Consider the following 25,233-nt stretch of genomic DNA (forward strand, 5'->3'; position numbering starts at 1 on the left):
CTTTATGAAAGAACAATCCAATATTCCCACCTCCAAAGTAGAAAGGGCGGGAAAATTTGTCACCACCGGACTGAAAGTAGGCACCAACTATATTAAACATTATACCCGTAAACTGGTGGACCCGTCCCTTTCCAAAGAGACGCTCCACCAGGATAACGCCGCTGATATCTACGAAACGCTCAGCAGCCTGAAAGGCAGCGCCCTGAAAGTGGCCCAGATGCTCAGTATGGACAAAGGCATGCTGCCTAAAGCCTATACCGAAAAGTTCGCCATGTCGCAATACAGCGCACCGCCGCTCTCCGGCCCGCTGGTGGTCAACACGTTTGTAAAAACGCTGGGCAAATCACCGGCACAGCTGTACGATAAATTCGAAATGCGCGCCTCCAACGCCGCCTCCATCGGCCAGGTGCACAAAGCCTGGAAAGACGGGAAAGCGCTGGCCGTCAAAATACAGTACCCCGGCGTGGCCAACAGTGTAAAATCCGACCTCCGCATTGTGAAACCCTTTGCCATCCGCATTGTAGGCATGAACGAAGTGGACATGGACAAATATTTTGAAGAGATAGAAAGCAAACTGCTGGAAGAAACAGACTATAAACTGGAGCTGACCCGCTCTATGGCGCTCTCCCGCGAATGCGCCCATATCCCCCACCTGCTGTTCCCCCAGTATTACCCGGAACTGTCGTCCGACAGAATCATCACGATGGACTGGCTCGAGGGGCAGCACCTGAAAGAATTTCTGCAGGGCAATCCCTCCCAGGAAGCCCGCAATAATATCGGGCAGGCGCTCTGGGATTTTTACCAGTTCCAGGTACACCAGCTGAAACAGGTACATGCCGATCCCCATCCGGGCAACTTCCTCATGCGGCCCGACGGTACCGTCGGCATTTTCGATTTCGGCTGTGTAAAGGAAATACCGGAAGACTTCTATTACAATTATTTCCTGCTTACCGACAAGGAGGTACTGAAAGACGACAAACGCCGCTATGAAATATATACCAACCTGGAAATGATCCATCCTACGGATACGCCCAAAGAAGTGGAATTCTTCTCCGGGCTTTTCCAGCATATGATAGACCTGCTCACCCTCCCCTTCACCGTAGACCATTTTGACTTTGGCAACGAAGCCTATTTCAATGAAATCTACGCTTACATGGACGAACTTTATAACATGAAGGAAGTCAGGGAGTCCAAAGTGGCCAGAGGGTCGCGGCACAGTCTGTATATCAACCGGACCTATTTCGGGCTGTATTCTATCTTAAGTGAACTGAAAGCCAATATAGTGACCGGCGCCAGTGGGTTCTCGCCTCGCAAGGAAACCAAGTGAGCCAGTGGGTTCTCGCAAAGACGCAAAGCAGCAAAGAACGCGAAGAATCATATAAGCCAGCTAAGAAAGCAAAGGAGCGAAGATCAAATGTGATCTCCGCTCCTTTGCTTTCTTATTTATTCTTAAAAAACTTTGCGTTCTTTGCTGCTTTGCGTCTTTGCGAGAACCTACATCGTGGGAATAGGGGCGTTGGTCGCAACTTGTCCTGCCTCATCATCATTTATCTCTAAATTGCGGCATGGCAAATGAATGGTATAACCGCAAATGGGCTATTGTCGCGACACATGCACTCGTGTGGACGCTGTTGTACTCGCTCCCTTTCCTGCTGCGCCCCACCTACGAAAAACCATCTCCTGCCGAGATGGCGGAACGGGCGTCCTGGTTTTACTTCCTGCTGGTTTTTTATCTCACCCAGATCATCTTTTTTTACACCAACGCTTTTTACCTGATACCCAAGCTGGTACAGCAAAAACGGATCATGGAATACACCGGCGTGTTGCTGCTGGTGTTCCTGTTTTTTTGCACCATGCGGTTCGCCTTTGAACGGTTTTACCTGGGGAAAACAGCGGTAGACCTGAAGCCGCTGATCCTCTTCACCGTTTTTGCTTTCCTGTTTATCTTATCGGCCAGCACCGCGTTCCAGATGGTGCGGGAACGGATACTGATGGACCGGAAAGTCAGCGCCCGGGAAAATGAGAACCTGAAAACGGAGCTGTCCCTCCTGCGGTCGCAGGTAAGCCCCCACTTCATGTTCAATGTGCTTAATAATATGGTGTCGCTGGCCCGGAAAAAATCGGACCTGCTGGAGCCCTCCCTTATCAAATTGTCTTCGCTGATGCGGTATATGCTCTACGAAGCAGACGAAGAGAAAATGCCCCTCCAGCGCGAAGTGGAATACCTGCAAAGTTATATCGACCTGCAACGGCAGCGTTTTGGCAAAAATGTGGAGATCAACGTGGAAATGAACGTGCCCAACAACCACTACGAGATAGAACCGATGTTGCTGATACCATTTGTGGAAAACGCCTTCAAACACGGGACAGGCTTCATTATGAACGCCCGGATCGATATCAACCTGTTTACCACGGCGGATAAACTTTTTTTTGCCGTCAGGAACAAATACAGCACCGCTTCCGAAGAAGTAAAAGATAAAACCAGCGGTATCGGGCTGGCCAACGTAAAACGCCGGCTCAACCTGCTTTATGGGAATAACTACGTACTCCAGATCAACACCAAAGATGACTGGTTTTACGTAACATTGCAGCTGGACCTGCATTAAATGCCAAAATCAACATTTTTTGATGAAATGTATAGCCATTGATGACGAACCGTTGGCGCTCGACTTGCTGGAAGACAATATCAGCATGGTGCCTTATCTGCAGCTGGTAGCAAAATGCAACAATGCTTTCGAGGCAATGGAAGTATTGCGGACGCAGCAGGTCGATCTTATTTTCCTCGATATCCAGATGCCGGGCCTTACCGGCCTGCAGTTCCTGCAATCCATGGCCAGCAAGCCCCTCGTCATCCTGATCACTGCTTATGAGAAATACGCCCTCGAAGGGTTCAATCTCGACGTCACCGACTACCTCGTTAAACCGGTATCCCTGGAACGTTTTGTAAAAGCCTGCAACAAAGCCAACGAGCTGCATCAGCTCAGAAGCGCCGGCAAAGCCGCCCGCGACCAGAGCGATTTCTTCTTCGTCAACGTGGATTACAGCCTGTTTAAGGTGGTCTTCGCGGATATCATCTGGGTAGAAGGATTAAAGGATTATGTGAAAATCCACCTGAAAAGCACCAACAAACCGGTCATCACCCGCATGAGCATCAAAAACCTGGAAGAACAACTGCCGCCGGCCCGTTTTATCCGTATTCACAAATCGTACATTATCTCTGTGGCCGCCATCACCGCCATCCGGAAAAACAGCGTGTTCCTGCAGGATACCGAGCTGCCTGTAGGCGATACTTACCGGGATGCCCTTTATGCGATCGCCGGAAAAAGTCAGTCCTGATAAAGCACCTTTTGTAGCAAAAAAAGCACCTTTCATCTCATTTGCCGAAAAAATCGATTTGGCAAGTCTACTTTTGTATACTCAGAATTCTAATACAATGCGAAAAATCTACTTGTTTTTCATGTTTGTGCTCCTGCTGACACAAGCTCACGCCCAGGCCCCGGGCGGAAAAATGCCCCCGGGTACGGCTGGTAAAGGTCCAGGCAATATCGGACATGTATATGGTAAATTAATTGACGCCGATGGCAAACCCGTCGGTTATGCCTCCGTCATCATCCTGCAGGGCCGTATGGACTCCGCCACCAAAAAGATGAAAGACGTGCTGGTAAAAGGTATGCTCACCAAGGCCAACGGCGAGTTCAGCCTCGACGAGCTGCCGCTCAGAGGGCCGCTCAAATTACAGGCTTCCGGCACCGGCTATAAAACCTACACCCAGCCGGTTGTATTTCCTCCGATCGATAAAGACCTCGGTAACATCAAACTGGCCGCCAGCACCACACAGCTGCAGGGCGTAACCGTGACCGGCTCCAAGCCCATCATGCAGATGGATATTGACAAGAAGGTGTTTAACGTAGAGAAAAATATCACGAGCACCGGCGGCACCGCCCTCGATGTGATGAAAAACGTGCCCTCCGTAAATGTGGACATCGACGGGAATGTGACCCTGCGTAACAGCGCCCCGCAGCTGTTCATCGATGGCCGCCCTACCACCCTCACCCTCGAACAGATCCCCGCTGACGCAATCGAAAGCGTGGAAGTGATTACCAACCCCTCCGCCAAATACGACGCCTCCGGCGGCAACGCGGGCATCCTGAACATCGTACTGAAGAAAAACCGCAAAACCGGCTACAACGGTAACCTCCGCGCCGGCGTGGACAAACGCGGCGCACTCAATGCAGGCGCCGACTTCAACGTACGCCAGGGTAAACTCAATTTCTCCGCCAGCGCCATGGGCAACCAGATGAAGAGCCGTACCACCGGTACCACCGACCGGCTCAACTTCGGCGACAACCCGAATACGCACATCCTCCAATCCAACAGCAACAAATCCAACGGCGGCTTCGCCTTCGGAAAAGTGGGCGTGGACTGGTTCGCCACCAACCGTACCACCTTCTCCGTCTCCGGTATCAAAGTACACGGCGAATTCAAGCCGGAAGAGAACATCAACATCTTCACAGATACCATCAGAGGGAAAGACATCACCCACATGTACAGCGAACGTAATTCCCATTCCAAAATGGCATTCGACGCAAACGGGCTGGTACTGGGCATGAAACACCTGTTCCCCAGGGAAGGCGAAGAACTGACGGTAGATGCTAACTACTTCGGCGGCAAAAGCAAAAACAACGCTGACTACATCACCGATTTCTACGCCAACGGACAAGGCGGCACTATCAACCGCACCGACAAACAACAGATCCTGGGCAACGGTAAAATCACCTTCATCACGGTACAGACCGACTACGTAAGACCTTTTACCCAAACACTCAAGCTGGAAACAGGTCTGCGTATGTCCAGCCGCCGCACTGAAAGTAACTTTAACAACTACATGTTCGACCACCAGGCCGGTGAATATAAACTGATCCCCGGCGCGTCCAACAATTTCAAAAATACGGACAACGTATACGCGGCTTATGCCAGCATCTCCCACACCATCAAAAACTTTGGTTACAAAGTGGGCCTGCGCGCAGAAAGCTCCGATTATAAGGGAGAACTGATCAACGTAAAACAGGAGTTTAAAAACAACTACCCTGTCAGCCTGTTCCCCTCCGTATTCCTCAGCCAGAAGCTGAAACACGACCAGGAGCTGCAGGTAAGCTATACCCGCAGGATCAACCGGCCGAACTTCTTCCAGCTGATTCCGTTTACCGATTCTACCGATAAACTGAATATCACAAAAGGTAATCCCGGCCTGGTGCCTGAATTCACCAATTCCGTGGAGATGTCCTACCTCAAAACGTTCAAGGGCAACAACACCTTCATGGGTACCGTGTACTACAAGCACACCAACGGTCTGATCACCCGCTTCCTTACCAAGGAAACCGATCCGGCCAACGGCGCCGAACTGCTGGTAAACACCTACATCAACGCCAATTCCAGCTACTCTATGGGTGCGGAACTAACGTCGATGAATACATTGACCAAATGGTGGTCGATGTCTGCCAACGTGAATATCTATAATTCGAAAATCAATACGGACAATACCGGTCAGCCTTCGCAGGACGCCCTATGGGCCTGGTTCGGTAAACTGAACAACACCTTCAAGCTGCCGCTCAACTTCGAGATACAGCTCACCGGTTTGTACCAGTCCAAAACTAATCTGCCGGTTAACGACAACAAAGGCAGACAGGACGGGCCTCCCATGCAGCAGTCACAAAACGCGTCGCAAGGTTACATTGCTTCCTTCTACGCTGTGGATGCCGCTATCAAGAAGAGTTTCCTGAAAAACAATGCCGCTTCGGTGACACTGAGCTTCAGCGATATCTTCAGGACCCGCAAAATGGACCAGTACTCTGAAAGCGTTTACTTCACGCAGTATTACAACCGGCTCCGTGATCCGCAGATGATCCGCCTCAACTTCGCTTATCGCTTCGGGAAAGTGGATATGACGCTGTTCAAACGCAAGAACATGGCCGGCGGTATGCAGGGCATGCAGGAAGTAGTGCAGTAATTTACTGGCTTCCGGATGCAGGGGATTTATTGATGCAACGGGCTGCATCGGTAAATCCCCTGATCATTTTCAATGGCAGGAGTTAAGCAGGGCCTGGATCTACGGATTCCGGCCTTTTTCGTTGGGGTATAACAGGTAGGCGGGATCGCTCTGCCACACTTCCTTTGTATCGATGTTCATAGCCGACAGCTTGCCGGTGAAGGCCGCACCGGTATCAATATTGAACACATTGACACGGTTCATCGGCAGCTCTTCATCGTAGTTCAGCGTAGGGGTGTGACCGATATATATTTCATTGTAAAGCAGCAACCGCTTGGGATAGCAGCGGGAATCCTTTTTCAGCCTTTTGTCCATGGCCAGCGCCAGCTCCCAAAGGGTCCGGTCCCAGTAACACATGGCTTCGAAACGCTCATGGACAGGGCCATGCATAGAGGCATACCCGGCATGGATAAACAGCCGGTCGGTTTCTTCATAGTAGTTCAGCATCCGGTTAAAGAATGCCAGGTGATGCAGCTTGTCTTTATCGGACAGTTTATTGTAGCTGGCCACCGTAGCTTTGCCGCCATGTTGCAGCCAGCTGGTCACCGGTTGTTCGCCGGCCAGCCACATCTCGCACCAGGCGTCGTGGTTGCCTTTGATAAAAATACAAGCGTACTGCGAAGACAGCTCCATCAGGAAACGGATCAGTTCTGCAGACTCAGACCAGCCATCTACATAATCTCCCAGAAAAATAAACCGGTCGTCCTTTTCCGGCCCAATCCTTTCCAGCAGCTGTTTCAGTGCTTTCAAGGCGCCGTGAATATCGCCAATAACGTATGTGGCAGGCATGATTTCCTTTTATTTATACATAATGTCCGACCGTAGCACATACTTGGTCCCTGCCGTCAGCAGCGTACCTTCATGCAGCAACGGATGATAAAAAATCAGCGCTGTCCCTGTTTCCGGCAGGATCTCCTCCCCTGTTTTGAAAACCGTGCTGCCGCCGCTATAGCCTTCATTGAGGTAAATCATAAAGGTATACTGGCTGGCTTCGAAACGGTTCCGGACAAAACTACCGTCCTTATGCATTTTGAAGCGCTGTCCCGGGCTGTATTTGTAGAAACGGAACAGCTCATTCAGGCCGCATGCGGTACGGTTGTCGTCGCCTTCCGGTGCATAGGGACGCAACTTTTCCCATATAAAGGTAGCATAAGCTGCATCTTTATGCAATACTCTTTCGTTATTACGAACGCCTTTGATCATCCTTTGCTGGCCATTTCCCACATCCACCATCGCTTCTTCATAGCCCATGGCTTCACTGCGGTCTATCAGTTCCCTGCATTCTTCTGCAGAAAGGAAATGCTTCAGGGTGAAAATGCCGGGGGCGTAGGTATGTTTTTGCATAGCATACTGTTTTTTAACGTAAATCAATAGTGGTGCACAGCACAGGGTCTTCCAGCGGGTACACGCTTTCTTCCGGCACCTGTAGTGCGTCCGGATCGCGCTGCAACACGGCGTACTGCTCTTTCACAAAGCCGGTGATATCTTCAATAGCGACGATCTGCCGCTGTCCGAATTCTTTCAGGATATCTCCCCGCAGCCCCAGCTGGATGGCTCTTCTCTCCAGTTTGTTGCCCCATGGGTCATGGTCGGGGTCCCACTGCAGACGCACATCTCCTGCCTGCAGGGCTGCCTGCCAGGCTTCTTTTTCAGGGAAAAGCCACGGTTTGTAAGACGAAGGAACCGCCTGCGATAAGATTTTTTCAAAAAATGTTTTGGGGAGATGGACCGCCAACACCCTTTCCTGCCCTTCTTTTGCGGCCCAGCCACAGCGGTACATCATCCACAGGAAATTGGGTTTTATCCACGACATGCGGTCATAACTGTAGGCATTGCCGCCAAATACCTGATGGTCAACGGCATAACGGGCGATGGCGGGACTGTAGGCCTGATACACTACGACGGTATCGGCAGTCTGTTGGGCAATCAGTTGTTTACCGGAGGCCGGTAAGGTTTCCTGCAACTTTTTCCAGGAAACGGTCTTTAGTTTCATGAGACGTTAACATTGATCTGAAAACTGTTCTTTTTCAGTTTTTTATTGAATTTGTACAATTCGGGGTGACGGTTTTGCAGCCCCTCTCTTTTAGTGCCGGTATTGATCACATATCCGGCATCCAAAATCTTGCGGCGGAAATTGCGGCGGTCAATGGTGGTTCCGAGGATACACTCGTACAACTCATGCAGCTCCGTAATCGTAAACAGCTCATCCAGCAGCTCAAACCCCACAGGGTCATACAATATTTTCGACTTCAGGCGTTGCAGCGCCAGCTGGAAAATATCCTGGTGGTCAAAGCCCAGCTTCGGCATCTTGTGTACATCAAACCATTTCACGTCATTGGCCATACTGCCGGCGATGATATTGAACCGGGACGGGTTAATGAGCGCATAATATCCCACAGCGATCACGCGGCCACGGGGATCTCTCCCCGGACCGTCAAACGAATACAACTGCTCGAGGAACACGTCGTCCATCCCTGTTTTTGTTTTCAGGATGCGCGAACAAGTGTCCAGGAACGTTTCCTCCATCTGCAAAAAACCACCGGGCAGCGTCCAGCAGTCTTTAAACGGCTCCTCTTTCCTGTTGAGCAACAGCACGGAAAGCGTATTGTCATGATATCCGAATATCACAAGGTCTACCGCCAGCGATGGATTTTTATATTCGTGAAATAATTTCGCCATATTAGTTTGCGTCATTTTAACGTGAAGTAAACGAATTTTTACGAAACAGCCTAAAAAACGGGAGATTATCTTTTTTTTGGGGCCAAAATCCCCGGAGTACACCTCCGGAGATACGCTAGAAAAAACGTGCTACGCCCAGGTGAAATTTGTCCGGAACTTTACCGCAACACCTGCTGCCGGGCAGACAGTATTCCCGCAGCGAATTTACCAACCAAGGAATACCATGCCGATACCACACAGGGTAACAACAGCGCCGCCGATGGCATGTACATATCTTTCAAGTTTATCGGTTTTGAGAAAAGAATAGCCGTAACAGCCTATCAGCACCATCGCCAGCATCGTCAGCACGGTGGTAAGCGTGAATACGCTGATCAGCACCACCACTTCCAGCGCGGAACGATGCGAACCGGAGTAGAACAGCAACGGCACCAAAGGCTCACTGGGCCCCATGACAAAAATGGCGAACAGTATCCAGGGCGTGACCTTCACCCGCTGTTGCGGATAAACGATGTCTCCATGCCGGTGTTCATATACATAGATATCGCCGCCTTCGTAAACGTCAAAATGTTTGTGAGGCTTGTTGAGATAAGCCTGCCGCAGCCCCCATAACAAATAGGCTATACCAAAGCCCAGCAGGCACCAGCCGGACATATTGCCTCTTACATCCTGGAACCAGGTCAGCTTCGACAGCTGCCAGCCCAGCAACACGCCTATCAAACCGATGACAACAGAACTGAGAATATGTCCGAAGCCGCAAAGTACCGTCCAGAAGATCGTTTTCGCCATCGTCCATTTTTTGGAGCGGGACAGTACAATAAACGGCAGGTAATGATCCGGGCCGGTGGCGGTATGTAAACAGCTGATCGTTACAGCAGACACCACCAGCGTTGTTAATCCTATATTCATGTGGTAGCTGTTTTAAGTGTTTCATCGGCAACACCGGCGGGTTGCCACAAATAGCGCTGCATCTTTCGGAGGCAGTTGTACAGCTGCTCTCCGCCATTGCCCAGTATACGCACTACCAGGCAACGGGCATCCGGTACCGATATGCCGCCAACAATCCCCTGCTCTTCTTCCAGCAACTGCCGCAAGGCGGTCATGTTTGATTCCATATCGGCAGCGCCGGTATGAATAAATAGCAGCGTAGCCTGGTGCGTATATCCTTCCATCTGGCCGATAGCCTGCATGGGCAATAGTTGCGGTTGCAGCAGCAGGTTATCTTTCAGGATGAGTTTACCACGGTGGAATATTTCGGTGATGCTGTGCAGTTTGGAAAAACGGAACACCTCACCGGAATGCTTGCGGCCACACGTAATAATCTCCCCAAAAGTAAACTGGCAGTCATCTTCCAGGTGCGCTACGGTATGCGATTTAAACATGGCGTTTTCATGCGGCACCATCGGATGCTGCACATAACTGAACACGCTCTGTGCTTCCATATGAATACGCTGTTGCTGTTGCGCCCCGGTTTTCATATTGAACAACCGCTGATAGGACTGCGACTGTAACTGCAGCCTGCTATGCGATTCGGTACGGACATCGATATCGTAATGATCACCATCGAGAATACCCGGCGAAGAGCTCATCACCATCAGGTACAGAGCGGGGTCCTGCCGGTAAATGCCTACATTGGCCAGCTTGAATGGCCGGGTGCAGTAGCTGTCCTTCAGCCTGGAACGCCCGTTTTTAAAGCTGCTTATTAAGCTAAGTCTATTCATATTCAATTACGAATTACGAATTACGAATTACGAATTACGAATTACGAATTGCGGGTATCGCAATCATACTGAACTACCAACTACAAGAGCGCTCTCCATTCGTAATTCGTAATTTCCATTTACCTTACCAGCGCCGGTTCCTCCGTTTCTTCCAGCAGCGCATATTTTTTTATCCAGCCAATCACGGTATCCAGTCCCTGTAAAGACATGAGGTTGGTAAACACAAACGGTTTACCCTGCCGCATTTTGCGGGCATCTCTTTCCATCACGCCAAGGTCTGCATGCACATAAGGGGCAAGGTCGATTTTATTGATCACCAGCAGATCGGAACGGGTAATACCCGGACCGCCTTTACGCGGAATTTTATCTCCTTCTGCCACGTCGATCACGAAGATGGTCACGTCCGCCAGATCGGGACTGAAAGTAGCAGAGAGGTTATCGCCGCCGCTTTCTATCAGGATGAGTTCTATGTTGGGGAAGCGCGCCGCCATCTCATCCACGGCTTCGAGGTTCATGCTCGCATCTTCACGGATGGCTGTATGCGGGCAACCGCCGGTTTCCACCCCGATGATACGTTCTTTAGGAAGCAGGCTGTTTTTGGTAAGAAACTCCGCATCTTCCTTTGTATAAATATCATTGGTGATCACTCCCATGTCGTAGGTGTTCATCAGTGCGCGGGACAACCGTTCTATCAGGGCGGTTTTACCGGAACCCACGGGACCGGCCACGCCTATTTTCACATATTTTCTGTCGCTCATAATTTTTTTGTTGTTGGTTAAGACATATAAAGCCTGGAATACAGCTGTTCATGCTGCATGCAGCGGATATCGAAACCGATGTTGCACACGCCTACCAGCTCCCGGTCCAGCGTCATGGTGGCGCCTACCAGCGACTGAATGACGGGTTGCATACGAAACAACACGTCCTGTCCGTCCAGCTGTCCAAGTGGCACCAGTTTCACGGCATTGGTCACCATGCCCACGGCCGCATTGTAATAAAAAGCGTACAACGCTTCCGGCAGCGGCACGCCCATCAGGCATGCGTAAAGTCCGTAGGCGATGCTGTAATGTCCTTCCGCTCTTTTAGCGGCGGCAGCCGCTTCGTACTGCTGCGCCAGCGCGTAGCTTTGTTGACGGCTGAAGATCTTCATCAGCCGTACGCCCAGTTTCTGGCTGGCCTGCCGAATCTCCCTGGGCAATTTGAGCGCGGCGGCTTCTTCGTCGAGTGCCAGCAATGCTGCGAGATCGTTGGCCGCGGCGGCATGGTAAGCCAGGCAAACAAAAGCGGCATCGTTGTATTGCAGGTTGTTGGTCAGCATATGCCGCACGAACATTTCCGCGGAAGGCACATTGTTCACCAGTCCCAGCTGCACATAGGTCTCCAGCCCGTTGGAATGGGTGTAACTGCCGATGGGCAGCGTAGGATCGCTGAGATGCAACAGGCTGCCCAGGAAGGCAGTGGCCCTGATGTTATCGTTCTTTTGCTGCAAGGCTCATGATTTTTGAGAAAAGGGAACTGCCGCCGCTGTTGCCATGCGCATGTGGTTGCACATTGGCATTCAGCAGGTTGGTCAGTTTGGTATGTGTTTTTTCGGTTTGATACCCGGCGGCCAGCAGCCAACGGTAGATGGGCTCTTCAAAGGGCAGCAGCACCTGGTCGTCCTGGATGAACATGGGCAGGTGTTTGTTGCCGATCTCGTAACATACGCTGCCCATTTCCGGCAGCGACCGTGGGTTGACCACGATCGCATCGCTGGGAATAATGTCTACCACCACGGCCCGGGCATCGTCCATGTAGAGGATGTCGCCGATACGCAGGCGCTGTCCTTCTTTCAGGAAGCGGATGGCTATCTCCATGCCCTGCTGCGTGTGTTTGCGCTGAATGCGCTTGGTGGTTTCGAACCACTCCAGCAGCAGGAGGTCCGTGGTACGGCCTTCCAGGGGTGTAGTGCCGGTGTTACCGATGATTTTATCGATGATCATGATGTACTTTTTTAGAAGAGAAAGTACCGTTGTGCCAATGGCACGGTATCTACCGGTTCGCAGGTGATATGCACACCGTCGACCCGCACCTCGTAGTTTTCGGGGTTGACGGTGATCTCCGGTGTTTTATCGTTATGTATCAGGTCCCGCTTGGAGATGTTGCGGCAGCCGGATACCGGCAGCACCATTTTTTGCAGGCCGTATTCTTCCACGATCCCTTTTTCGAGGGATGCTTTGGAGACGAAGGTAGCGCAGGTCTGATGCATGGCGCGGCCATGGGCGCCGAACATGGTACGGAGGATCACCGGCTGCGGCGTGGGGATCGATGCATTGGGATCGCCCATTTTAGCGGCGATGATCATACCGCCTTTGATGATCATCTCCGGTTTGGCGCCGAAGAGGGCGGGCTTCCACAGCACGATGTCCGCAATTTTGCCGGGTTCCACGGAGCCGACATATTCATCGATGCCATGAGCAATGGCCGGGTTGATGGTGTATTTGGCCACGTAACGTTTTGCGCGGAAGTTATCGCTTTGTGCAGCGGCATCTTCTTCGAGGAAGCCGCGTTGTTTTTTCATTTTGTCGGCGGTCTGCCAGGTGCGGGTAACGACCTCGCCTACACGTCCCATGGCCTGTGAGTCGGAGCTCATGATGCTGAACACGCCCATATCGTGCAGGATGTCTTCCGCAGCGATGGTTTCCGGGCGGATACGGGAGTCGGCGAAGGCTACGTCTTCCGGGATACTTTTGCTCAGGTGGTGGCATACCATCAGCATATCGAGGTGTTCATCGATGGTGTTGACGGTATAGGGCCGGGTAGGGTTTGTGGAGGCGGGCAGTACGTTGGGATACATCGCTGCTTTGATGATATCCGGTGCGTGCCCGCCGCCGGCGCCTTCTGTGTGGAAGGTGTGTATTACGCGGCCATTGATGGCGTTGATAGTGTCTTCCAGGAAACCCGCTTCGTTGAGCGTGTCGGTATGGATGGCCACCTGTACGTCGTATTTGTCTGCCACCTTGAGCGCCGCGTCAATTACCGCCGGCGTGGCGCCCCAGTCCTCATGGATTTTCACGCCGAGGGCGCCGGCTTCCACCTGTTCAGCGATAGGCGCTTCGGTGGAGCAGTTGCCTTTGCCGAAGAAGCCGAGGTTCATGGGAAAATCGTCGGCTGCCTGCAGCATTTTGGCGATGTACCATTTACCGGGTGTTACGGTGGTGGCGTTGGTACCGTCTGCCGGACCGGTACCGCCGCCGATCATGGTGGTGATGCCGCTGAAGAGGGCCGTTTCAATCTGTTGCGGGCTGATGAAGTGGATATGGGTATCGATACCGCCGGCTGTGGCAATGAGGCCGTTGCCGCCGTGCACCTCTGTGGAAGCGCCGATCACCATGTTGCGGTCTACGCCGTCCATAGTGTCGGGGTTGCCGGCCTGGCCGAAGCCTGCGATTTTGCCGTCTTTGATGCCGAGGTCTCCTTTTACGATGCCCCAGTGATCGATGAGCACCACGTTGGTGATCACCATGTCCAGTACGCCCTGATCGCGGGTAGCGGTGCTGGATTGCGCCATGCCGTCACGAACGGTTTTACCGCCGCCGAATTTGCTTTCGTCGCCGTAGTGGTTAAAATCTTTTTCTATTTCAATGATAATATCGGTATCGCCTAAACGAACTTTGTCGCCTGTGGTCGGACCGTACATATTCACATATTGTTCTCTGTTGATGATCAGGCTCATGATTGCTGATTTTTGAAGTTGGAGGCTGCAAGTTTTGCCATGGCTTTTTGCCTGCTGGAATCAAGGGTGGTATCGCCGTTGACCAGGCAGTTGAGGCCGAAAGCGCGGCGGGCGCCGCCCAGTTCCACCAGCTGCACTTCTTTTTCTTCTCCGGGCTCAAAACGCACGGCGGTGCCGGCGGGAATGTTGAGTCTTTTACCGAAGGCTTTGGCCCTGTCGAAGCTCATCTGGCGGTTGACTTCGAAGAAATGGAAGTGCGAACCGATCTGTACGGGCCTGTCGGCGGTGTTGATCACTTTAATGGTGACCGTTTGACGGCCTTCGTTGCAATGGATATCGCCGTTGGCGAGAAAATACTCTCCGGGTATCATGTTCAGTGATTTTTATGGGTTAGCGGATGGGATGGTGAACGGTGACGAGTTTGGTGCCGTCCGGGAAAGTGGCTTCTATTTGTATGTCGTGGATCATTTCAGGAATGCCTTCCATGACGTCTTCCCGGGTGAGGATGGTGGCGCCGTACTGCATCAGGTCAGCAACCGATCTCCCATCCCTTGCCGCTTCCAGCAGCTCGCTGCTGATCAGGGCGATCGCCTCGGGGTAGTTGAGTTTCAGTCCACGGGCTTTGCGTTTGGCAGCCAGTTCTCCGGCCAGGTGAAGCAACAGCTTTTCCGTTTCGCGCGGTGTTAAATGCATGTAATTTATTTTAATATATTCAAAACCAGGTATTTCACTGCGATTTTAATCGATGGGAGAAAAAATAATAATATTTCGACTCTTTTTCATATATTAATTTACAGCATCTGTAAGCCCGTTAGGACGTAGGTTTACGGCAGAGCGGTGCATTGTAAACCTGCATCACATGCCATTTTTGCACTGTTAAATGACATGTTTACGGCAGAGCGGTGCCTTGTAAACCCAATAAACAGAAAAGAGGAAAGCAGCAGATCATGCCGGTGAGCAGGACCGATGAAGTCAGCTCCCCTTTTTTATGTTTTAAGGAAATTTTAAGTCGCCGCCGGTAAGGTTCTGATCACATGGCAAGGAAATTGAATTATCCCGGCTACAAAACTTTAAAACACATGAAAAAGTTAATTGCTGCTATCGCTGTCATGCTGGCCGTATCTCCGGCCTTCGCACAGAACGCTCCTGCCACCGCCCCGGCTCCGGTCCAGCAGGCGCCCGCCAAACCCGCCAAAGCACCTAAAGCCGCTCCGGAACAACGCGCTGCACAATACACCGACGAGCTGAAGACAAAACTGGACCTGACAGATGACCAGTACAAAAAAATACTGGCAGTCAATACAGAATGTATCCGCCGCAAAGACTCGCTGAAAGCTGCCGGCCAGAAAGACGGCCCCGGTAAAAAAGAAATTTCCGCTTACCGCAAACAACAGTTCCAGGCCATCCTGACACCGGACCAGCAGGCTAAGCTCAAGGCCATGAATGCGCAACATCATAACAAAGACAAAAAGGAAAAAGACGCAGGAGAAAACAAGTAAGAGAACCCGAGGCAGAGGAGATAGGTATACAACCCCGGTAAGCGAAATATCAAAATAAAAAAATACGCAAATAAAAGAGGCTATCCGTTATCAGTGGATAGCCTCTTCTATCGAGACTCGGATAAGATTATTCCAGTCACCATATAACCTACAACTGTTACACTGTTAGTAACAAGTCACAAAGGTACAACACCGGGATTTAAAAAAGACCGTTACTTTCCTCAAGGTTAGCGTTTATTTTCCGGCCACGGCAAAGGTTTTCCGCTCGCCTTCAATACCGGCATCGGAGCATTCCACCGCTGCAGCTGTTGTGACAGCAACGTCAGCAGAGACCGTGCCTTATCGGGGTAAACGGCCGACAGATCCCGCTTTTCACCGATATCCGCTACCAGGTCATACAACTCAGCAGTACCCTGCTGCTGATCATACACTACTTTCCAGCGTCCCTGCCGTAGCGCACTTTTGTAGTTAATGCCCGGTCCTCCGTCCGGTATCCATTTGTTCGGATAATGCCATACCAACGTCCGCAGCGAATCCGCTACAGACGGGTCTTCCAGCATCGGCACAAAACTTTTTCCGTCTATTGTCTGAACAGCGTCATATAACTGTATACCGGCCATCTCGAGTATGGAAGGAAAAAAATCTTCGACCATCACATATTGGTGCGCCACGCTTCCCGCTTTCGTCACCCCTGGCCATTTCACCAGCATTGGCTCCCGGATGCCGCCTTCATACACTGACCCCTTACCTGCGCGCAAAGGCAGGTTCTGGGTATGCGGCGCACCTCCTCTGGGCGGCGCCAGGCTCAACCCTCCGTTATCGCTCATAAAAAGGATGATGGTATTGTCTGCTATTTTCCGGTTGGAGAGATAGTCCATCACTTCACCCAGACTGGCGTCCATGCCTTCTATCAGCGAAGCGTATTTTGCTTCCGCTTCATCCATCCCGATGTCCAGGTAATGCTGATAGTAGCGCTTATCTGCCTGCAAAGGCACATGTACCGCATAATGCGCGAGGTAGAGATAGAAAGGCTGTTTCCGGTTGACCGGTTCATCCAGCGCTTTCAGCGCTTCCCGTGTAAGCGCTTCCGTGAGGAAGGTGCCCGTGCCGTAATATTCTTCCAGGTCCGGCACTGCCTGCGCCGTGGCCTTACCCGGCATATTGCCGTAGTTTTCTTCCGATAAATAACTCTGCGGATGCCCTGCGGCGTGACCGGCGATATTCACCAGGAAGCCCATATTGTAAGGGTTGGCGCCGGGCGTACCCATCGCGCCCCAATGTGCTTTACCGGCATGGATGGTATAATAACCGGTACTTTTCAGCAGGGCGGGCAACGGGGTGGCATATACGGTATGTGGTATTCCTTTTACCGGGCTGAAACCATTCTGGTTCCAGGGAGCGCTGTCCAGCGTATTGTCCGGTGCATCTGCATTGACGTCCTTATGCGGCGATGTCCAGTTGGTCACTCCATGATGCGCGGCATTCATGCCGGTGATCATGCTTACCCGCGATGGCGTACATACCGGCGTGGCATAGGCGTTGGTAAACTTCACGCCTTCTTTGGCCAGCCGCTCCATATTAGGCGTGCGAAAGCGTTTATTCTTGTCTGTCAGCTGGTCCCAGAAAGGCACAGAAGTATCTTCCCAGCCCATATCGTCTACCAGGAAGACGATAATATTAGGCTTCGGTTTGGCCGGCCGCGGGTCTTTGAACTGGGCGGAGACGCTGGCGGCGGCGGTCAGTGTGCAGGCAAGGAGGAGTGTTTTCATCTCGCAAAGATAAAAAGTGAGCAAAGAGCGCAAAGAACAAAATAAACAGACCAGGAAAGCAAAGGAGGGGAGATCAAATTTGATCTCCCCTCCTTTGCTTTCTTATTTAATCTTAAAAATCTTTGCGCTCTTTGCTCACTTTGCTACTTTGCGAGCTCCCGTTCCCAGAACCGGTGTTGTGCAATCGCCGCTATAAACGCCTTTGCCTGTCCGCTGATTACTACGCCGGACGCTTCTTCCGGCGGCACACGGGTTGCTTTGAGCAGCTGCAGCCCTTCGCCGGCAACGGCTACCGGCTTGCAATGACGGTAAGCTTCATTGACAAAACGGATCGCGTCCGGATGTTGTTGCAGCGTAGCTACGCTCTCAGCGCCGCCCGGCACATAAACGGCGTCGAACAGTACGGAAGCTGCGGTCAGCAGGCTCTGGTCCGCCTCGAAGCTGCTGCCGCTGGCCGCTCTGATGGCGCCCAGCCGCGGCGCTACCAACTGCACCTGTGCGCCAGCCTTCAACAGCGCGTCCTTCATTGCGGTGATAGCGCCAGAGTCTACCCCATCGGCGACGAGAAAAGCGATCTGCCGGGTTTTGATGGTATCTTTTACGGTATGCTCCATACTCAGGGCAGCCGATTTTTCCACCGGCTGCTGCACGGCGTGCGGCTGATACTGCGCCGGATCGCCGTCCGCCGGTATACTCCTGTTCATGGGCTGCTCCGGCTGCGCAGGCACCGCAACGCCGAGTCCTGCCGCCACGGCGGCGGCCAGCCCTTTGTCTACCTGGGATAACAGTCCCACCATACGGATCCGTATATCCGTGTTCGTTACTTTCCCCAACTCGAAACGCAGCGCGTTGACAAGGTGGCGTTGTTCCGCCGGCGACTGGCTGCGGTAGAACAAGGTAGCCTGGCTGAAATGATCGAAGAAACTTTTGCTCCTGCCGCGTATTTTCTGTCCGTCGATCCGTTCTGTGTACGAATGGAAGCCGCCGTCCGCCATCTTCGCCTGGAACGGGCAACCGGCGCTGATGGTATTAGGCTCATAGGCAGTACCGCCGCGATTGATGGTTTGCCGCATGTGCCCGTCGCGCTGGTTGTTATGTACCGGTGCCACCGGCCGGTTGATCGGTATCTCGTGAAAATTGGGGCTGCCGAGGCGCGACAGCTGCGTATCGAGATAGGAGAACAATCGTCCCTGTAGCAGCGGGTCGTTGGTGAAGTCGATGCCCGGCACCAGGTGGCCCGGATGGAAGGCCACCTGTTCCGTTTCCGCAAAAAAGTTGTCCGGGTTACGGTCCAGCACCATCTTCCCGATACGTTGCACCGGCACTACCTCTTCGGGGATGATCTTGGTAGGGTCCAGCAGGTCGAAAGGATATTTATGTTCATCTTCTTCGGGTATCAGTTGTACGCCAAGCTCAAATTCAGGGAAGTTACCGCTCTCGATGGCGTTCCACAGGTCCCGCCGGTGGAAGTCGGGGTCTTTACCGGAGATCTGCTGTGCCTCTTCCCAGGCTACAGAATGCACTCCCAGCAGCGGTTTCCAGTGAAATTTGACAAAACAGCCCTTACCCGCCGCGTTGATCCACCGGAAGGTGTGTACACCGAAACCTTCCATCATACGGTAGCTGCGGGGGATGGCGCGGTCGCTCATGACCCACATGATCATATGCATAGACTCCGGCATGATGGAGATAAAATCCCAGAAAGTGTCGTGCGCGGAGGCCGCCTGCGGCATCTCATGATGTGGCTCGGGCTTCACAGCGTGTACAAAATCGGGGAACTTCACGGCATCCTGGATGAAGAATACCGGCATATTATTGCCCACAAGGTCGTAATTACCCTCCTCTGTGTAGAACTTGACCGCAAAGCCTCTTACGTCCCGGGCCAGGTCGGTTGACCCTCGGGAACCGGCCACTGTGGAGAACCTTACAAATACCGGGGTACGCCGGCCGGGGTCGCAAAGAAACCCGGCCCTGGTGTGTTCCGCCATGGAGGCATACACCTGGAAGTAGCCGTGGGCGCCGGCGCCGCGGGCATGTACAATGCGTTCAGGTATCCGCTCATGATCAAAATGGGTAATTTTTTCCCTCATGATAAAATCTTCCAGGAGGGAAGGGCCTCTTTCTCCCGCTTTCAGGGTGTTCTGGTTATCGTTAATGCGAACGCCCTGATCGGTGGTCAGGAACTGGTCAGCCCCGTCTTCTGTGTGCGGCGCCAGCTGTTCTGCCTTCTTATTGGGAAGTTCATTCTTTTTCTTTGCCATGGTTATCCGGGTTTAAAAGGTGAGAAACACTTCCCTCCTTCCGCCACAGATTTTATACCGGAGATAACAGCCTGAACCCTGCCGATTGTTATTAGGAATATTAAATATTATATTTGCGGCATTATTTCAATCAAATTACCCCGGTCATTTGTTTAATCCAATAATCACCATTTCACTATGAACAAAAAGTTCCTTTACGCAGCCATGAGCGTGGCTATGCTCTCTGTATCCGTATCATGTGACAACAGCAAAGGCGCGAAGGGCCCCGCTGCCTACGAGAATAACTCCGTAGAAAAAGCCAGTCATGTTATTGAATACACCAACCTGCTGATTGATATGGCCAACAAACAAAACAGCTATATCACCCGGGTGGCCGAGAACACAGACAGAATTGAAAAAGGGCTGAAAAACCCCTCCGACCGTTTCGCTTTTATTGGCATCATTACCCCTTCCTACTTCGACATGTCAAGATCCATGAACAAAGTAAAACCGGAAGAGCCGGTAGATGAGCTGAGCAGCGACGATAAAAAATTTTTCAAGGAAAAAGTACCTGCCTACACCGCCAGCTTCAAAAAACTGCAGGAGCAGTACAAAAAACTGAGCGACTACCTGAAAGCAGAAAACTACAAAGACGATAAAAGCGCTCTGGGCTTTGCGCTGGTGGACTCTATCCGTTCCACCACCCAGCAGCTGATGACAGACAAAGCGGTGCTGATGAAGAAAGTCAATGAAATCGCTGACGCCAGCGAAGCCATTGTACTGAAAGAAAGCCCGCTGAAAGATTACATCCTCGCCATGAAAGCGGACCTGAAATCTGTACGCGATTTTGTGGAACTGGCAGAAAGCAGCGAAGGCGATTACAACGCTATCAAACAAAAAGCAGAAGCCGCTTATGCTGCGCTGGAAAAAGCCCAGGCCGAACACAGCCAGCTGAACCTGGACAACGCTAAAAAGGAACGTAAAGACGGCTACTATAAATCTTTCTATGACCGGGTGAACGACTTCCTGATCACTGCCAAAAAAATAATGCGTGACAGCGCTGAAAAAGGCAAAATAGATGAATACCAGGTAGAATCACTGGGTAGCAGCTATGACAACCTGATCAGCAGTTACAATTCTTTCAATAGCTAATTGCTCGCAAAGCATTTAAAGAAGCGCAAAGAAACAAAGCACTTATAAATATTATAAAAAGCCTTGGATTCTTTGCGCTTCTTACGTTTTCTCTGCGTGAAAAAAACCAATCCGACCGACTATGAAAACACAATACTTCCCTGCCGGAGAAAGAGGCGTAAAAGATATCGGATGGCTGAAAAGCAATTTCTTCTTCAGCTTCAGCGACTACTACCACCCTATGCGCAGTGCTTTTGGTACGCTGGTGGCGTTTAACGATGATTTCGTGACCGCCGGAAAAGGTTTCGGTATCCATCCGCATGTGAACATGGAGATCATTTCTGTGCTGCTGAAAGGTAAGATGAACCATAAAGACACCCTTGGTTACAGCACTAAAATAGAAGCCGGCGGCGTACAGATCATGAGCGCCGGGGAGGGGTTAAGACATGAAGAATACAATGTGGGGGAAGGCGATGTGAATTTCCTCCAGATATGGATACAACCTAAACTACAGAATATTACCCCCCGCTACCAGCAAAGAAGTTTTCCCCGTAATAACAGAAAAAACCGGCTTACCACCATCGTTTCCGCAGAGGAAGGCCTGGAGCATTGCTGGATCAACCAGAACGCCCGGCTTTCCCTCGGCTACTACGATCTGCCCGGCTCTGTACCCTATACCCTCCATCCGGTCAATAAATGCCTGTTCATCTTCCTGATAGAAGGTACCCTGAAAGTGAACAACCAGGTGCTGCATCCCCGCGACGCCATGGGTATCTGGGAAGCGAGTGAAATCAGCCTGCAACATGGCGAAGAGACCGAGTTTCTGATCATAGAAACACCCATCAATCAGAAATAGCCCCATCTGTTATTCCCCCACAGACATTTTACCGGATTGTCATTGCGGCCTGCACGCATGGAAACTTACCGTAACCATGGCAACCGGCAACGCTATTATACCGCCGGCAGCAAATATCCACCATGGAAAACGGAAGCTGTAAGCAAGCCGCCTCACAGATCAATCTCACAACAACATCAAAATGAAAATCTTACTAATTAAAATTAAAGTACCTTTGTCTGGTTACGCAAAGAGATAGTCTGAAATCGAACGACCTGTATTTTTATAACCATGGATTCCTTATTTTTATAACAGACCCTTTTCAGACCCATGACCATCATAAGCACGGCACATATGCCAGGTTTTGAGCTGCTCTTCAATCATGCTACCCAGGGCATACTCCTGGTAGACGGGGCCGGCCTGATAAAGGCGGCTAATCCATGTTTCCTGGAATGGAGTGGCCACACTGCGGAAGAAGTGCAGGAAAAACCGGCAGACAGCCTGCTGGCGGGGGATATCCGGTCGTGGTTGCGTTGTAAAAACGGGCAGGTCATCCCGGTAAAAGTGACCTGCACCTCTTACCTGCAGGACGATCAGCACTACCAGGTCTGTTTCATCACCGATCTTTCCGCACAACAGCAAACTGCCGACGCTCTGAAGCGGGCGCAGGATGCGCAACAGCTGGAAGCACACATTATGGCCGGCAAAGAATCGGCTTACCGGCGGGTCAGCAATTTCCTCAACAGCATCTGGACCAACTTAGACGCTATCCTGATTGTGACCGAACCGATGGGGCATATCCGGTTCTTTAACCCTGCAGCGGTAAAAATGCTGGGGTACCCTGCCCGCGAAGTGACGGATACCGGCTCGCTGGTACAGTTTCACGACTTTGAAGAACTGGAGCACCGCGCCGCCAAACTTTCGGAAGAGCTGCAGCAGGTGGTGGAGCCCGGATTTGACGCCCTGACGGCCAAAGCGCGGCTCAACCTGCCCAATGAATCCGAATGGAGCTACATCCGCAAAGACGGTAGCCGTTTTCCCGTAGCATTAACGGTATCGGCTATACGGGATGAAAGTCAGCAGATCACCGGTTACATCGCCATTGGCCTCGACATCTCTGCCAGGCGGAAGTCGGAAGCGGAGCTGCGGCAGGCGCTGGACAAAGAAAAAGAGCTGAACGTGCTGAAATCCCGCTTCGTGTCTATCGCTTCTCATGAGTTCCGTACACCGCTCAGCACCGTATTGTCATCTACCTACCTGCTGGAAAAATATACCACCACGGAAGACCAACCCAAACGGCTGGCGCATATCCGGAAAATCGCTTCTGCCGTGCACCTGCTTACCGATATCCTGAACGATTTCCTGTCGCTCGGAAAAATCGAGGAAGGCAAGATACAGGTACGGCCGGCGCTGACCGATACGCGCAAGCATGTTGAAAAAATACTGGCGGAAGCCGAAGGGCTGAAACGCGCCAGGCAACAGGTGGTATACAGCCACGACGGCCCGGCCGAAAGTTGGTTCGACGGTAGCCTGCTGCGCCATATACTGACCAACCTTGTATCCAACGCATTAAAATTTTCTCCTGACGAGGGTACCGTTTATGTACGCACGTTAGCTACCCCTTACCGGCTGACCGTGTCGGTAAAGGATTGCGGCATCGGTATCAAACCGGAAGACCAACAGCACCTGTTTGAAAGATTTTTCCGCGGCAGCAATGTCGAAAACATCCAGGGCACCGGGCTCGGCCTGCATATTGTGGCCAAGTACACGGAACTGATGAAAGGACAGATCACCTGCCACAGTGAACCGGACAAAGGCACCGAATTCATCGTTCATATTCCCACCCCCAAAACCTGACATATCTTGGAAAAAATCCTGCTGATCGAAGACAATAAAGATATCCGCGATAACCTGTCGGAGATTCTTGAACTGGCCAACTACCATGTATTGACGGCCTCCAACGGCAAAGAGGGTGTGACGATAGCCCTCGAACAACAGCCCGACCTCATCGTATGCGATATCATGATGCCCGTGCTCGACGGCTACGGCGTACTGCATATGTTGCATAAGAATGAAAGCCTCCGGCCCATCCCGTTTATTTTCCTCACCGCCAAAACAGAACGCACCGACGTCCGGAAAGGCATGGAAATGGGCGCCGACGATTACATCACCAAACCGTTTGAAGGCGCTGAACTGCTCAGCGCCATAGAAAGCCGTCTCCGCAGATGTGCAGAAATACGGCAGCCGGAAACTTCAGGCATCAGCGGATTGCACACGCTGCTGTCCAATACTTCCGGAAAAGACCTGCTGGCCTCCCTCAAAGAAGACCGGAATACCAATCATTATAAAAAGAAACAACAGATATACGCTGCGGGCAACAGGCCGGAAAGCCTCTATTATATTATGGAAGGCAAGGTAAAAACCTATCAGCGCAATGATGATGGGAAGGAACTGATCACCGGGTTGTATAACCAGGGGGATTTTCTGGGGTACACGGCTTTACTGGAAGCGGGCGCCTACCAGGAAAGCGCAGAAGCCATCGAAGATACTGTGCTGGCCATTATTCCGCACCAGGATTTCGAAGAACTGGTGAATAACAACCCGGAAGTGCTGAGCCGCTTTGTTCAGCTGCTGGCTAAAAACATTGCGGAAAAAGAACAGCAGCTGATTGCGCTGGCCTATAGTTCCCTGCGTAAAAAAGTAGCTTCCGCCCTGATCACGCTGGACCATAAGTACAACACCACCAATAAACCGCAATTTGAAATTGATATCAGCCGGGAGAACCTGGCTGCGGTGGCCGGAGTGGCCAAGGAGTCGCTGATACGTACCCTCGGGGATTTCAGGGATGAACAACTGATTACTTTACGCGATGGCACCATCGTGCTGAAAGAAAAAGAAAAAATCGCCGCGATGCGCAACTGATCCGGCTTAAAACACTTTTTGCCCCGGGCCTGCCGGCCCGGGGGACAAAAAATGATCTCCACACATCGTCACTTTCACATTCCCCACAATTTCAAACCCACCATCTCTCTGCATAGCACTTTCACATTCCCATCCATTCACAAACCATCCCCACATCCACTTACACAATCTTTTCATCCACACTGTCGTTCCCTCGGTCTTGCTACACTTTCATCCGCACATTCACATTACATCTTTTACACGATTTTCCTTCTCATTTATCAATCATTCAGGTATCTCTACTCTAATTGCCAGTTGCGCAGCAGGTTATTGAACGCCGCTTTCATTTTCTCAAATTCTTCCTGCATCTTTCGCATATCCTGCGTGAGCACCGGCCAGTCGTGCGGGGCCTCTTCCCTGGGCTGTGGCACAATGTCCAGCCAGTCCAGCTGCTCCATCACTTCATGCCGCAATAACTTTAAAGACTCGTTTTTGCTGATCATCTTTTCCTGAAAGGCTTCCGCCTGGTCCAGGAATTCCCGGGAATTAACATGGCGCAGGGAGGCAGTCAGCCTGTCCAACAGTGCCGTGTTCTCTTTTCTTAGTCCTTCCAGAATACTTAGCCACCCTCTGCATATCTGCTGGTCCTGCAGATTCTTTCCCCTGATTTCTTCCCGGTTGTTCATAGTAAGTAAGTGCT

Annotated in this window: 24 protein-coding genes; 9 read left to right on the plus strand and 15 right to left on the minus strand. The window is 51.6% G+C overall.

Annotated features, from left to right (window positions below; all coding sequences use genetic code 11):
• Nucleotides 1–4: 4 nt before the first annotated feature.
• The 4 genes from HF324_RS26770 (at nt 5) to HF324_RS26785 (ending at nt 6,007) form a co-directional block, all read left to right on the plus strand.
• On the plus strand, nt 5–1,327 hold the full coding sequence (locus HF324_RS26770) for an ABC1 kinase family protein (protein WP_168806067.1): 1,323 nt from the start codon (nt 5–7) through the stop codon (nt 1,325–1,327).
• 238 nt (nt 1,328–1,565) lie between these two features.
• Nucleotides 1,566–2,606, plus strand: coding sequence for a sensor histidine kinase (locus tag HF324_RS26775; protein ID WP_168806069.1), 1,041 nt, complete (start codon nt 1,566–1,568; stop codon nt 2,604–2,606).
• Nucleotides 2,607–2,628: 22 nt separating this feature from the next.
• Complete coding sequence (locus tag HF324_RS26780) at nt 2,629–3,336, plus strand: LytR/AlgR family response regulator transcription factor (RefSeq protein WP_168811910.1); 708 nt, start codon at nt 2,629–2,631, stop codon at nt 3,334–3,336.
• Nucleotides 3,337–3,433: 97 nt separating this feature from the next.
• The gene (locus HF324_RS26785) at nt 3,434–6,007 is read left to right on the plus strand and encodes a TonB-dependent receptor (protein ID WP_168861280.1); all 2,574 of its coding nucleotides are present in this window, start codon (nt 3,434–3,436) and stop codon (nt 6,005–6,007) included.
• Between the two features lie 99 nt (nt 6,008–6,106).
• Here HF324_RS26785 and HF324_RS26790 read toward each other — a convergent pair whose 3' ends face one another.
• From HF324_RS26790 to ureA, 12 genes are all read right to left on the minus strand, one after another.
• Nucleotides 6,107–6,835, minus strand: coding sequence for a metallophosphoesterase family protein (locus tag HF324_RS26790; protein WP_168861281.1), 729 nt, complete (start codon nt 6,833–6,835; stop codon nt 6,107–6,109).
• Nucleotides 6,836–6,844: 9 nt separating this feature from the next.
• Complete coding sequence (locus tag HF324_RS26795; protein WP_168806075.1) at nt 6,845–7,390, minus strand: 2OG-Fe(II) oxygenase; 546 nt, start codon at nt 7,388–7,390, stop codon at nt 6,845–6,847.
• Between the two features lie 13 nt (nt 7,391–7,403).
• Nucleotides 7,404–8,039, minus strand: coding sequence for a DUF4291 domain-containing protein (locus HF324_RS26800; protein WP_168861282.1), 636 nt, complete (start codon nt 8,037–8,039; stop codon nt 7,404–7,406).
• The gene (locus HF324_RS26805; RefSeq protein ID WP_168806079.1) at nt 8,036–8,725 is read right to left on the minus strand and encodes an NUDIX hydrolase; all 690 of its coding nucleotides are present in this window, start codon (nt 8,723–8,725) and stop codon (nt 8,036–8,038) included. Before HF324_RS26805 ends, HF324_RS26800 begins: the two co-directional genes overlap by 4 nt.
• A 204-nt stretch (nt 8,726–8,929) precedes the next feature.
• The gene (locus HF324_RS26810) at nt 8,930–9,631 is read right to left on the minus strand and encodes a hypothetical protein (RefSeq protein ID WP_168806081.1); all 702 of its coding nucleotides are present in this window, start codon (nt 9,629–9,631) and stop codon (nt 8,930–8,932) included.
• Nucleotides 9,628–10,443 (minus strand): urease accessory protein UreD, encoded by an 816-nt coding sequence (locus HF324_RS26815; RefSeq protein ID WP_168861283.1) that lies wholly within the window; start codon nt 10,441–10,443, stop codon nt 9,628–9,630. Before HF324_RS26815 ends, HF324_RS26810 begins: the two co-directional genes overlap by 4 nt.
• A 119-nt stretch (nt 10,444–10,562) precedes the next feature.
• Entirely contained in the window at nt 10,563–11,201 is a 639-nt protein-coding gene (gene ureG, locus HF324_RS26820) for an urease accessory protein UreG (protein WP_168806085.1), read from the minus strand.
• A 17-nt stretch (nt 11,202–11,218) separates the two neighbouring features.
• Nucleotides 11,219–11,932 (minus strand): urease accessory protein UreF, encoded by a 714-nt coding sequence (locus tag HF324_RS26825; protein WP_246269299.1) that lies wholly within the window; start codon nt 11,930–11,932, stop codon nt 11,219–11,221.
• Nucleotides 11,913–12,425, minus strand: coding sequence for an urease accessory protein UreE (gene ureE, locus HF324_RS26830; protein ID WP_168861284.1), 513 nt, complete (start codon nt 12,423–12,425; stop codon nt 11,913–11,915). Before ureE ends, HF324_RS26825 begins: the two co-directional genes overlap by 20 nt.
• 11 nt (nt 12,426–12,436) lie before the next feature.
• On the minus strand, nt 12,437–14,158 hold the full coding sequence (ureC, locus tag HF324_RS26835; protein WP_168806089.1) for an urease subunit alpha: 1,722 nt from the start codon (nt 14,156–14,158) through the stop codon (nt 12,437–12,439).
• Complete coding sequence (ureB, locus tag HF324_RS26840) at nt 14,155–14,529, minus strand: urease subunit beta (protein WP_168806091.1); 375 nt, start codon at nt 14,527–14,529, stop codon at nt 14,155–14,157. The genes ureC and ureB overlap by 4 nt, the downstream gene beginning before the upstream one ends.
• Nucleotides 14,530–14,548: 19 nt before the next feature.
• A complete protein-coding gene (gene ureA / locus HF324_RS26845; protein WP_168806093.1) occupies nt 14,549–14,851 on the minus strand; it encodes an urease subunit gamma in 303 nt (100 codons plus the stop codon).
• A gap of 386 nt (nt 14,852–15,237) precedes the next feature.
• On the opposite strand from ureA, the gene HF324_RS26850 reads away from it, so the two are divergent.
• Nucleotides 15,238–15,657, plus strand: coding sequence for a DUF4890 domain-containing protein (locus tag HF324_RS26850; protein WP_168806095.1), 420 nt, complete (start codon nt 15,238–15,240; stop codon nt 15,655–15,657).
• Between the two features lie 227 nt (nt 15,658–15,884).
• Here HF324_RS26850 and HF324_RS26855 read toward each other — a convergent pair whose 3' ends face one another.
• Together HF324_RS26855 and HF324_RS26860 are read right to left on the minus strand one after the other, a co-directional pair.
• The gene (locus HF324_RS26855; RefSeq protein WP_168861285.1) at nt 15,885–17,426 is read right to left on the minus strand and encodes a sulfatase; all 1,542 of its coding nucleotides are present in this window, start codon (nt 17,424–17,426) and stop codon (nt 15,885–15,887) included.
• A gap of 143 nt (nt 17,427–17,569) precedes the next feature.
• On the minus strand, nt 17,570–19,687 hold the full coding sequence (locus HF324_RS26860) for a catalase (protein WP_168861286.1): 2,118 nt from the start codon (nt 19,685–19,687) through the stop codon (nt 17,570–17,572).
• Nucleotides 19,688–19,864: 177 nt separating this feature from the next.
• Here HF324_RS26860 and HF324_RS26865 point away from each other — a divergent pair, with 177 nt between their 5' ends.
• From HF324_RS26865 to HF324_RS26880, 4 genes are all read left to right on the plus strand, one after another.
• Nucleotides 19,865–20,818 carry a YiiG family protein gene (locus HF324_RS26865; protein ID WP_168806101.1) on the plus strand — a complete coding sequence of 318 codons (954 nt, stop codon included), beginning with the start codon at nt 19,865–19,867 and terminating at the stop codon, nt 20,816–20,818.
• A 121-nt stretch (nt 20,819–20,939) separates the two neighbouring features.
• Nucleotides 20,940–21,653, plus strand: coding sequence for a pirin family protein (locus HF324_RS26870; RefSeq protein ID WP_168861287.1), 714 nt, complete (start codon nt 20,940–20,942; stop codon nt 21,651–21,653).
• Nucleotides 21,654–21,962: 309 nt separating this feature from the next.
• Nucleotides 21,963–23,489: a sensor histidine kinase gene (locus HF324_RS26875; RefSeq protein ID WP_193114969.1), complete on the plus strand. Its 1,527-nt coding sequence runs from the start codon at nt 21,963–21,965 to the stop codon at nt 23,487–23,489.
• 6 nt (nt 23,490–23,495) lie between these two features.
• Nucleotides 23,496–24,554 carry a response regulator gene (locus HF324_RS26880; protein WP_168806107.1) on the plus strand — a complete coding sequence of 353 codons (1,059 nt, stop codon included), beginning with the start codon at nt 23,496–23,498 and terminating at the stop codon, nt 24,552–24,554.
• A 278-nt stretch (nt 24,555–24,832) separates the two neighbouring features.
• Here the strand turns inward: HF324_RS26880 and HF324_RS26885 are convergent, their stop codons facing one another.
• Nucleotides 24,833–25,219, minus strand: a complete 387-nt coding sequence (locus tag HF324_RS26885) for a hypothetical protein (RefSeq protein ID WP_168806109.1) — start codon at nt 25,217–25,219, stop codon at nt 24,833–24,835.
• Nucleotides 25,220–25,233: the final 14 nt, after the last annotated feature.

Origin of the sequence: Chitinophaga oryzae, from assembly GCF_012516375.2 — a bacterium.
GTDB lineage: Bacteria > Bacteroidota > Bacteroidia > Chitinophagales > Chitinophagaceae > Chitinophaga > Chitinophaga oryzae.

Coding starts and splice junctions, on each gene's coding strand:
- HF324_RS26770 (WP_168806067.1), top strand. CDS start 5: ATGAAAGAACAATCCAATATTCCCACCTCCAAAGTAGAAAGGGCGGGA.
- HF324_RS26775 (WP_168806069.1), top strand. CDS start 1,566: ATGGCAAATGAATGGTATAACCGCAAATGGGCTATTGTCGCGACACAT.
- HF324_RS26780 (WP_168811910.1), top strand. CDS start 2,629: ATGAAATGTATAGCCATTGATGACGAACCGTTGGCGCTCGACTTGCTG.
- HF324_RS26785 (WP_168861280.1), top strand. CDS start 3,434: ATGCGAAAAATCTACTTGTTTTTCATGTTTGTGCTCCTGCTGACACAA.
- HF324_RS26790 (WP_168861281.1), bottom strand. CDS start 6,835: ATGCCTGCCACATACGTTATTGGCGATATTCACGGCGCCTTGAAAGCA.
- HF324_RS26795 (WP_168806075.1), bottom strand. CDS start 7,390: ATGCAAAAACATACCTACGCCCCCGGCATTTTCACCCTGAAGCATTTC.
- HF324_RS26800 (WP_168861282.1), bottom strand. CDS start 8,039: ATGAAACTAAAGACCGTTTCCTGGAAAAAGTTGCAGGAAACCTTACCG.
- HF324_RS26805 (WP_168806079.1), bottom strand. CDS start 8,725: ATGGCGAAATTATTTCACGAATATAAAAATCCATCGCTGGCGGTAGAC.
- HF324_RS26810 (WP_168806081.1), bottom strand. CDS start 9,631: ATGAATATAGGATTAACAACGCTGGTGGTGTCTGCTGTAACGATCAGC.
- HF324_RS26815 (WP_168861283.1), bottom strand. CDS start 10,443: ATGAATAGACTTAGCTTAATAAGCAGCTTTAAAAACGGGCGTTCCAGG.
- ureG (WP_168806085.1), bottom strand. CDS start 11,201: ATGAGCGACAGAAAATATGTGAAAATAGGCGTGGCCGGTCCCGTGGGT.
- ureE (WP_168861284.1), bottom strand. CDS start 12,425: ATGATCATCGATAAAATCATCGGTAACACCGGCACTACACCCCTGGAA.
- ureC (WP_168806089.1), bottom strand. CDS start 14,158: ATGAGCCTGATCATCAACAGAGAACAATATGTGAATATGTACGGTCCG.
- ureB (WP_168806091.1), bottom strand. CDS start 14,529: ATGATACCCGGAGAGTATTTTCTCGCCAACGGCGATATCCATTGCAAC.
- ureA (WP_168806093.1), bottom strand. CDS start 14,851: ATGCATTTAACACCGCGCGAAACGGAAAAGCTGTTGCTTCACCTGGCC.
- HF324_RS26850 (WP_168806095.1), top strand. CDS start 15,238: ATGAAAAAGTTAATTGCTGCTATCGCTGTCATGCTGGCCGTATCTCCG.
- HF324_RS26855 (WP_168861285.1), bottom strand. CDS start 17,426: ATGAAAACACTCCTCCTTGCCTGCACACTGACCGCCGCCGCCAGCGTC.
- HF324_RS26860 (WP_168861286.1), bottom strand. CDS start 19,687: ATGGCAAAGAAAAAGAATGAACTTCCCAATAAGAAGGCAGAACAGCTG.
- HF324_RS26865 (WP_168806101.1), top strand. CDS start 19,865: ATGAACAAAAAGTTCCTTTACGCAGCCATGAGCGTGGCTATGCTCTCT.
- HF324_RS26870 (WP_168861287.1), top strand. CDS start 20,940: ATGAAAACACAATACTTCCCTGCCGGAGAAAGAGGCGTAAAAGATATC.
- HF324_RS26875 (WP_193114969.1), top strand. CDS start 21,963: ATGACCATCATAAGCACGGCACATATGCCAGGTTTTGAGCTGCTCTTC.
- HF324_RS26885 (WP_168806109.1), bottom strand. CDS start 25,219: ATGAACAACCGGGAAGAAATCAGGGGAAAGAATCTGCAGGACCAGCAG.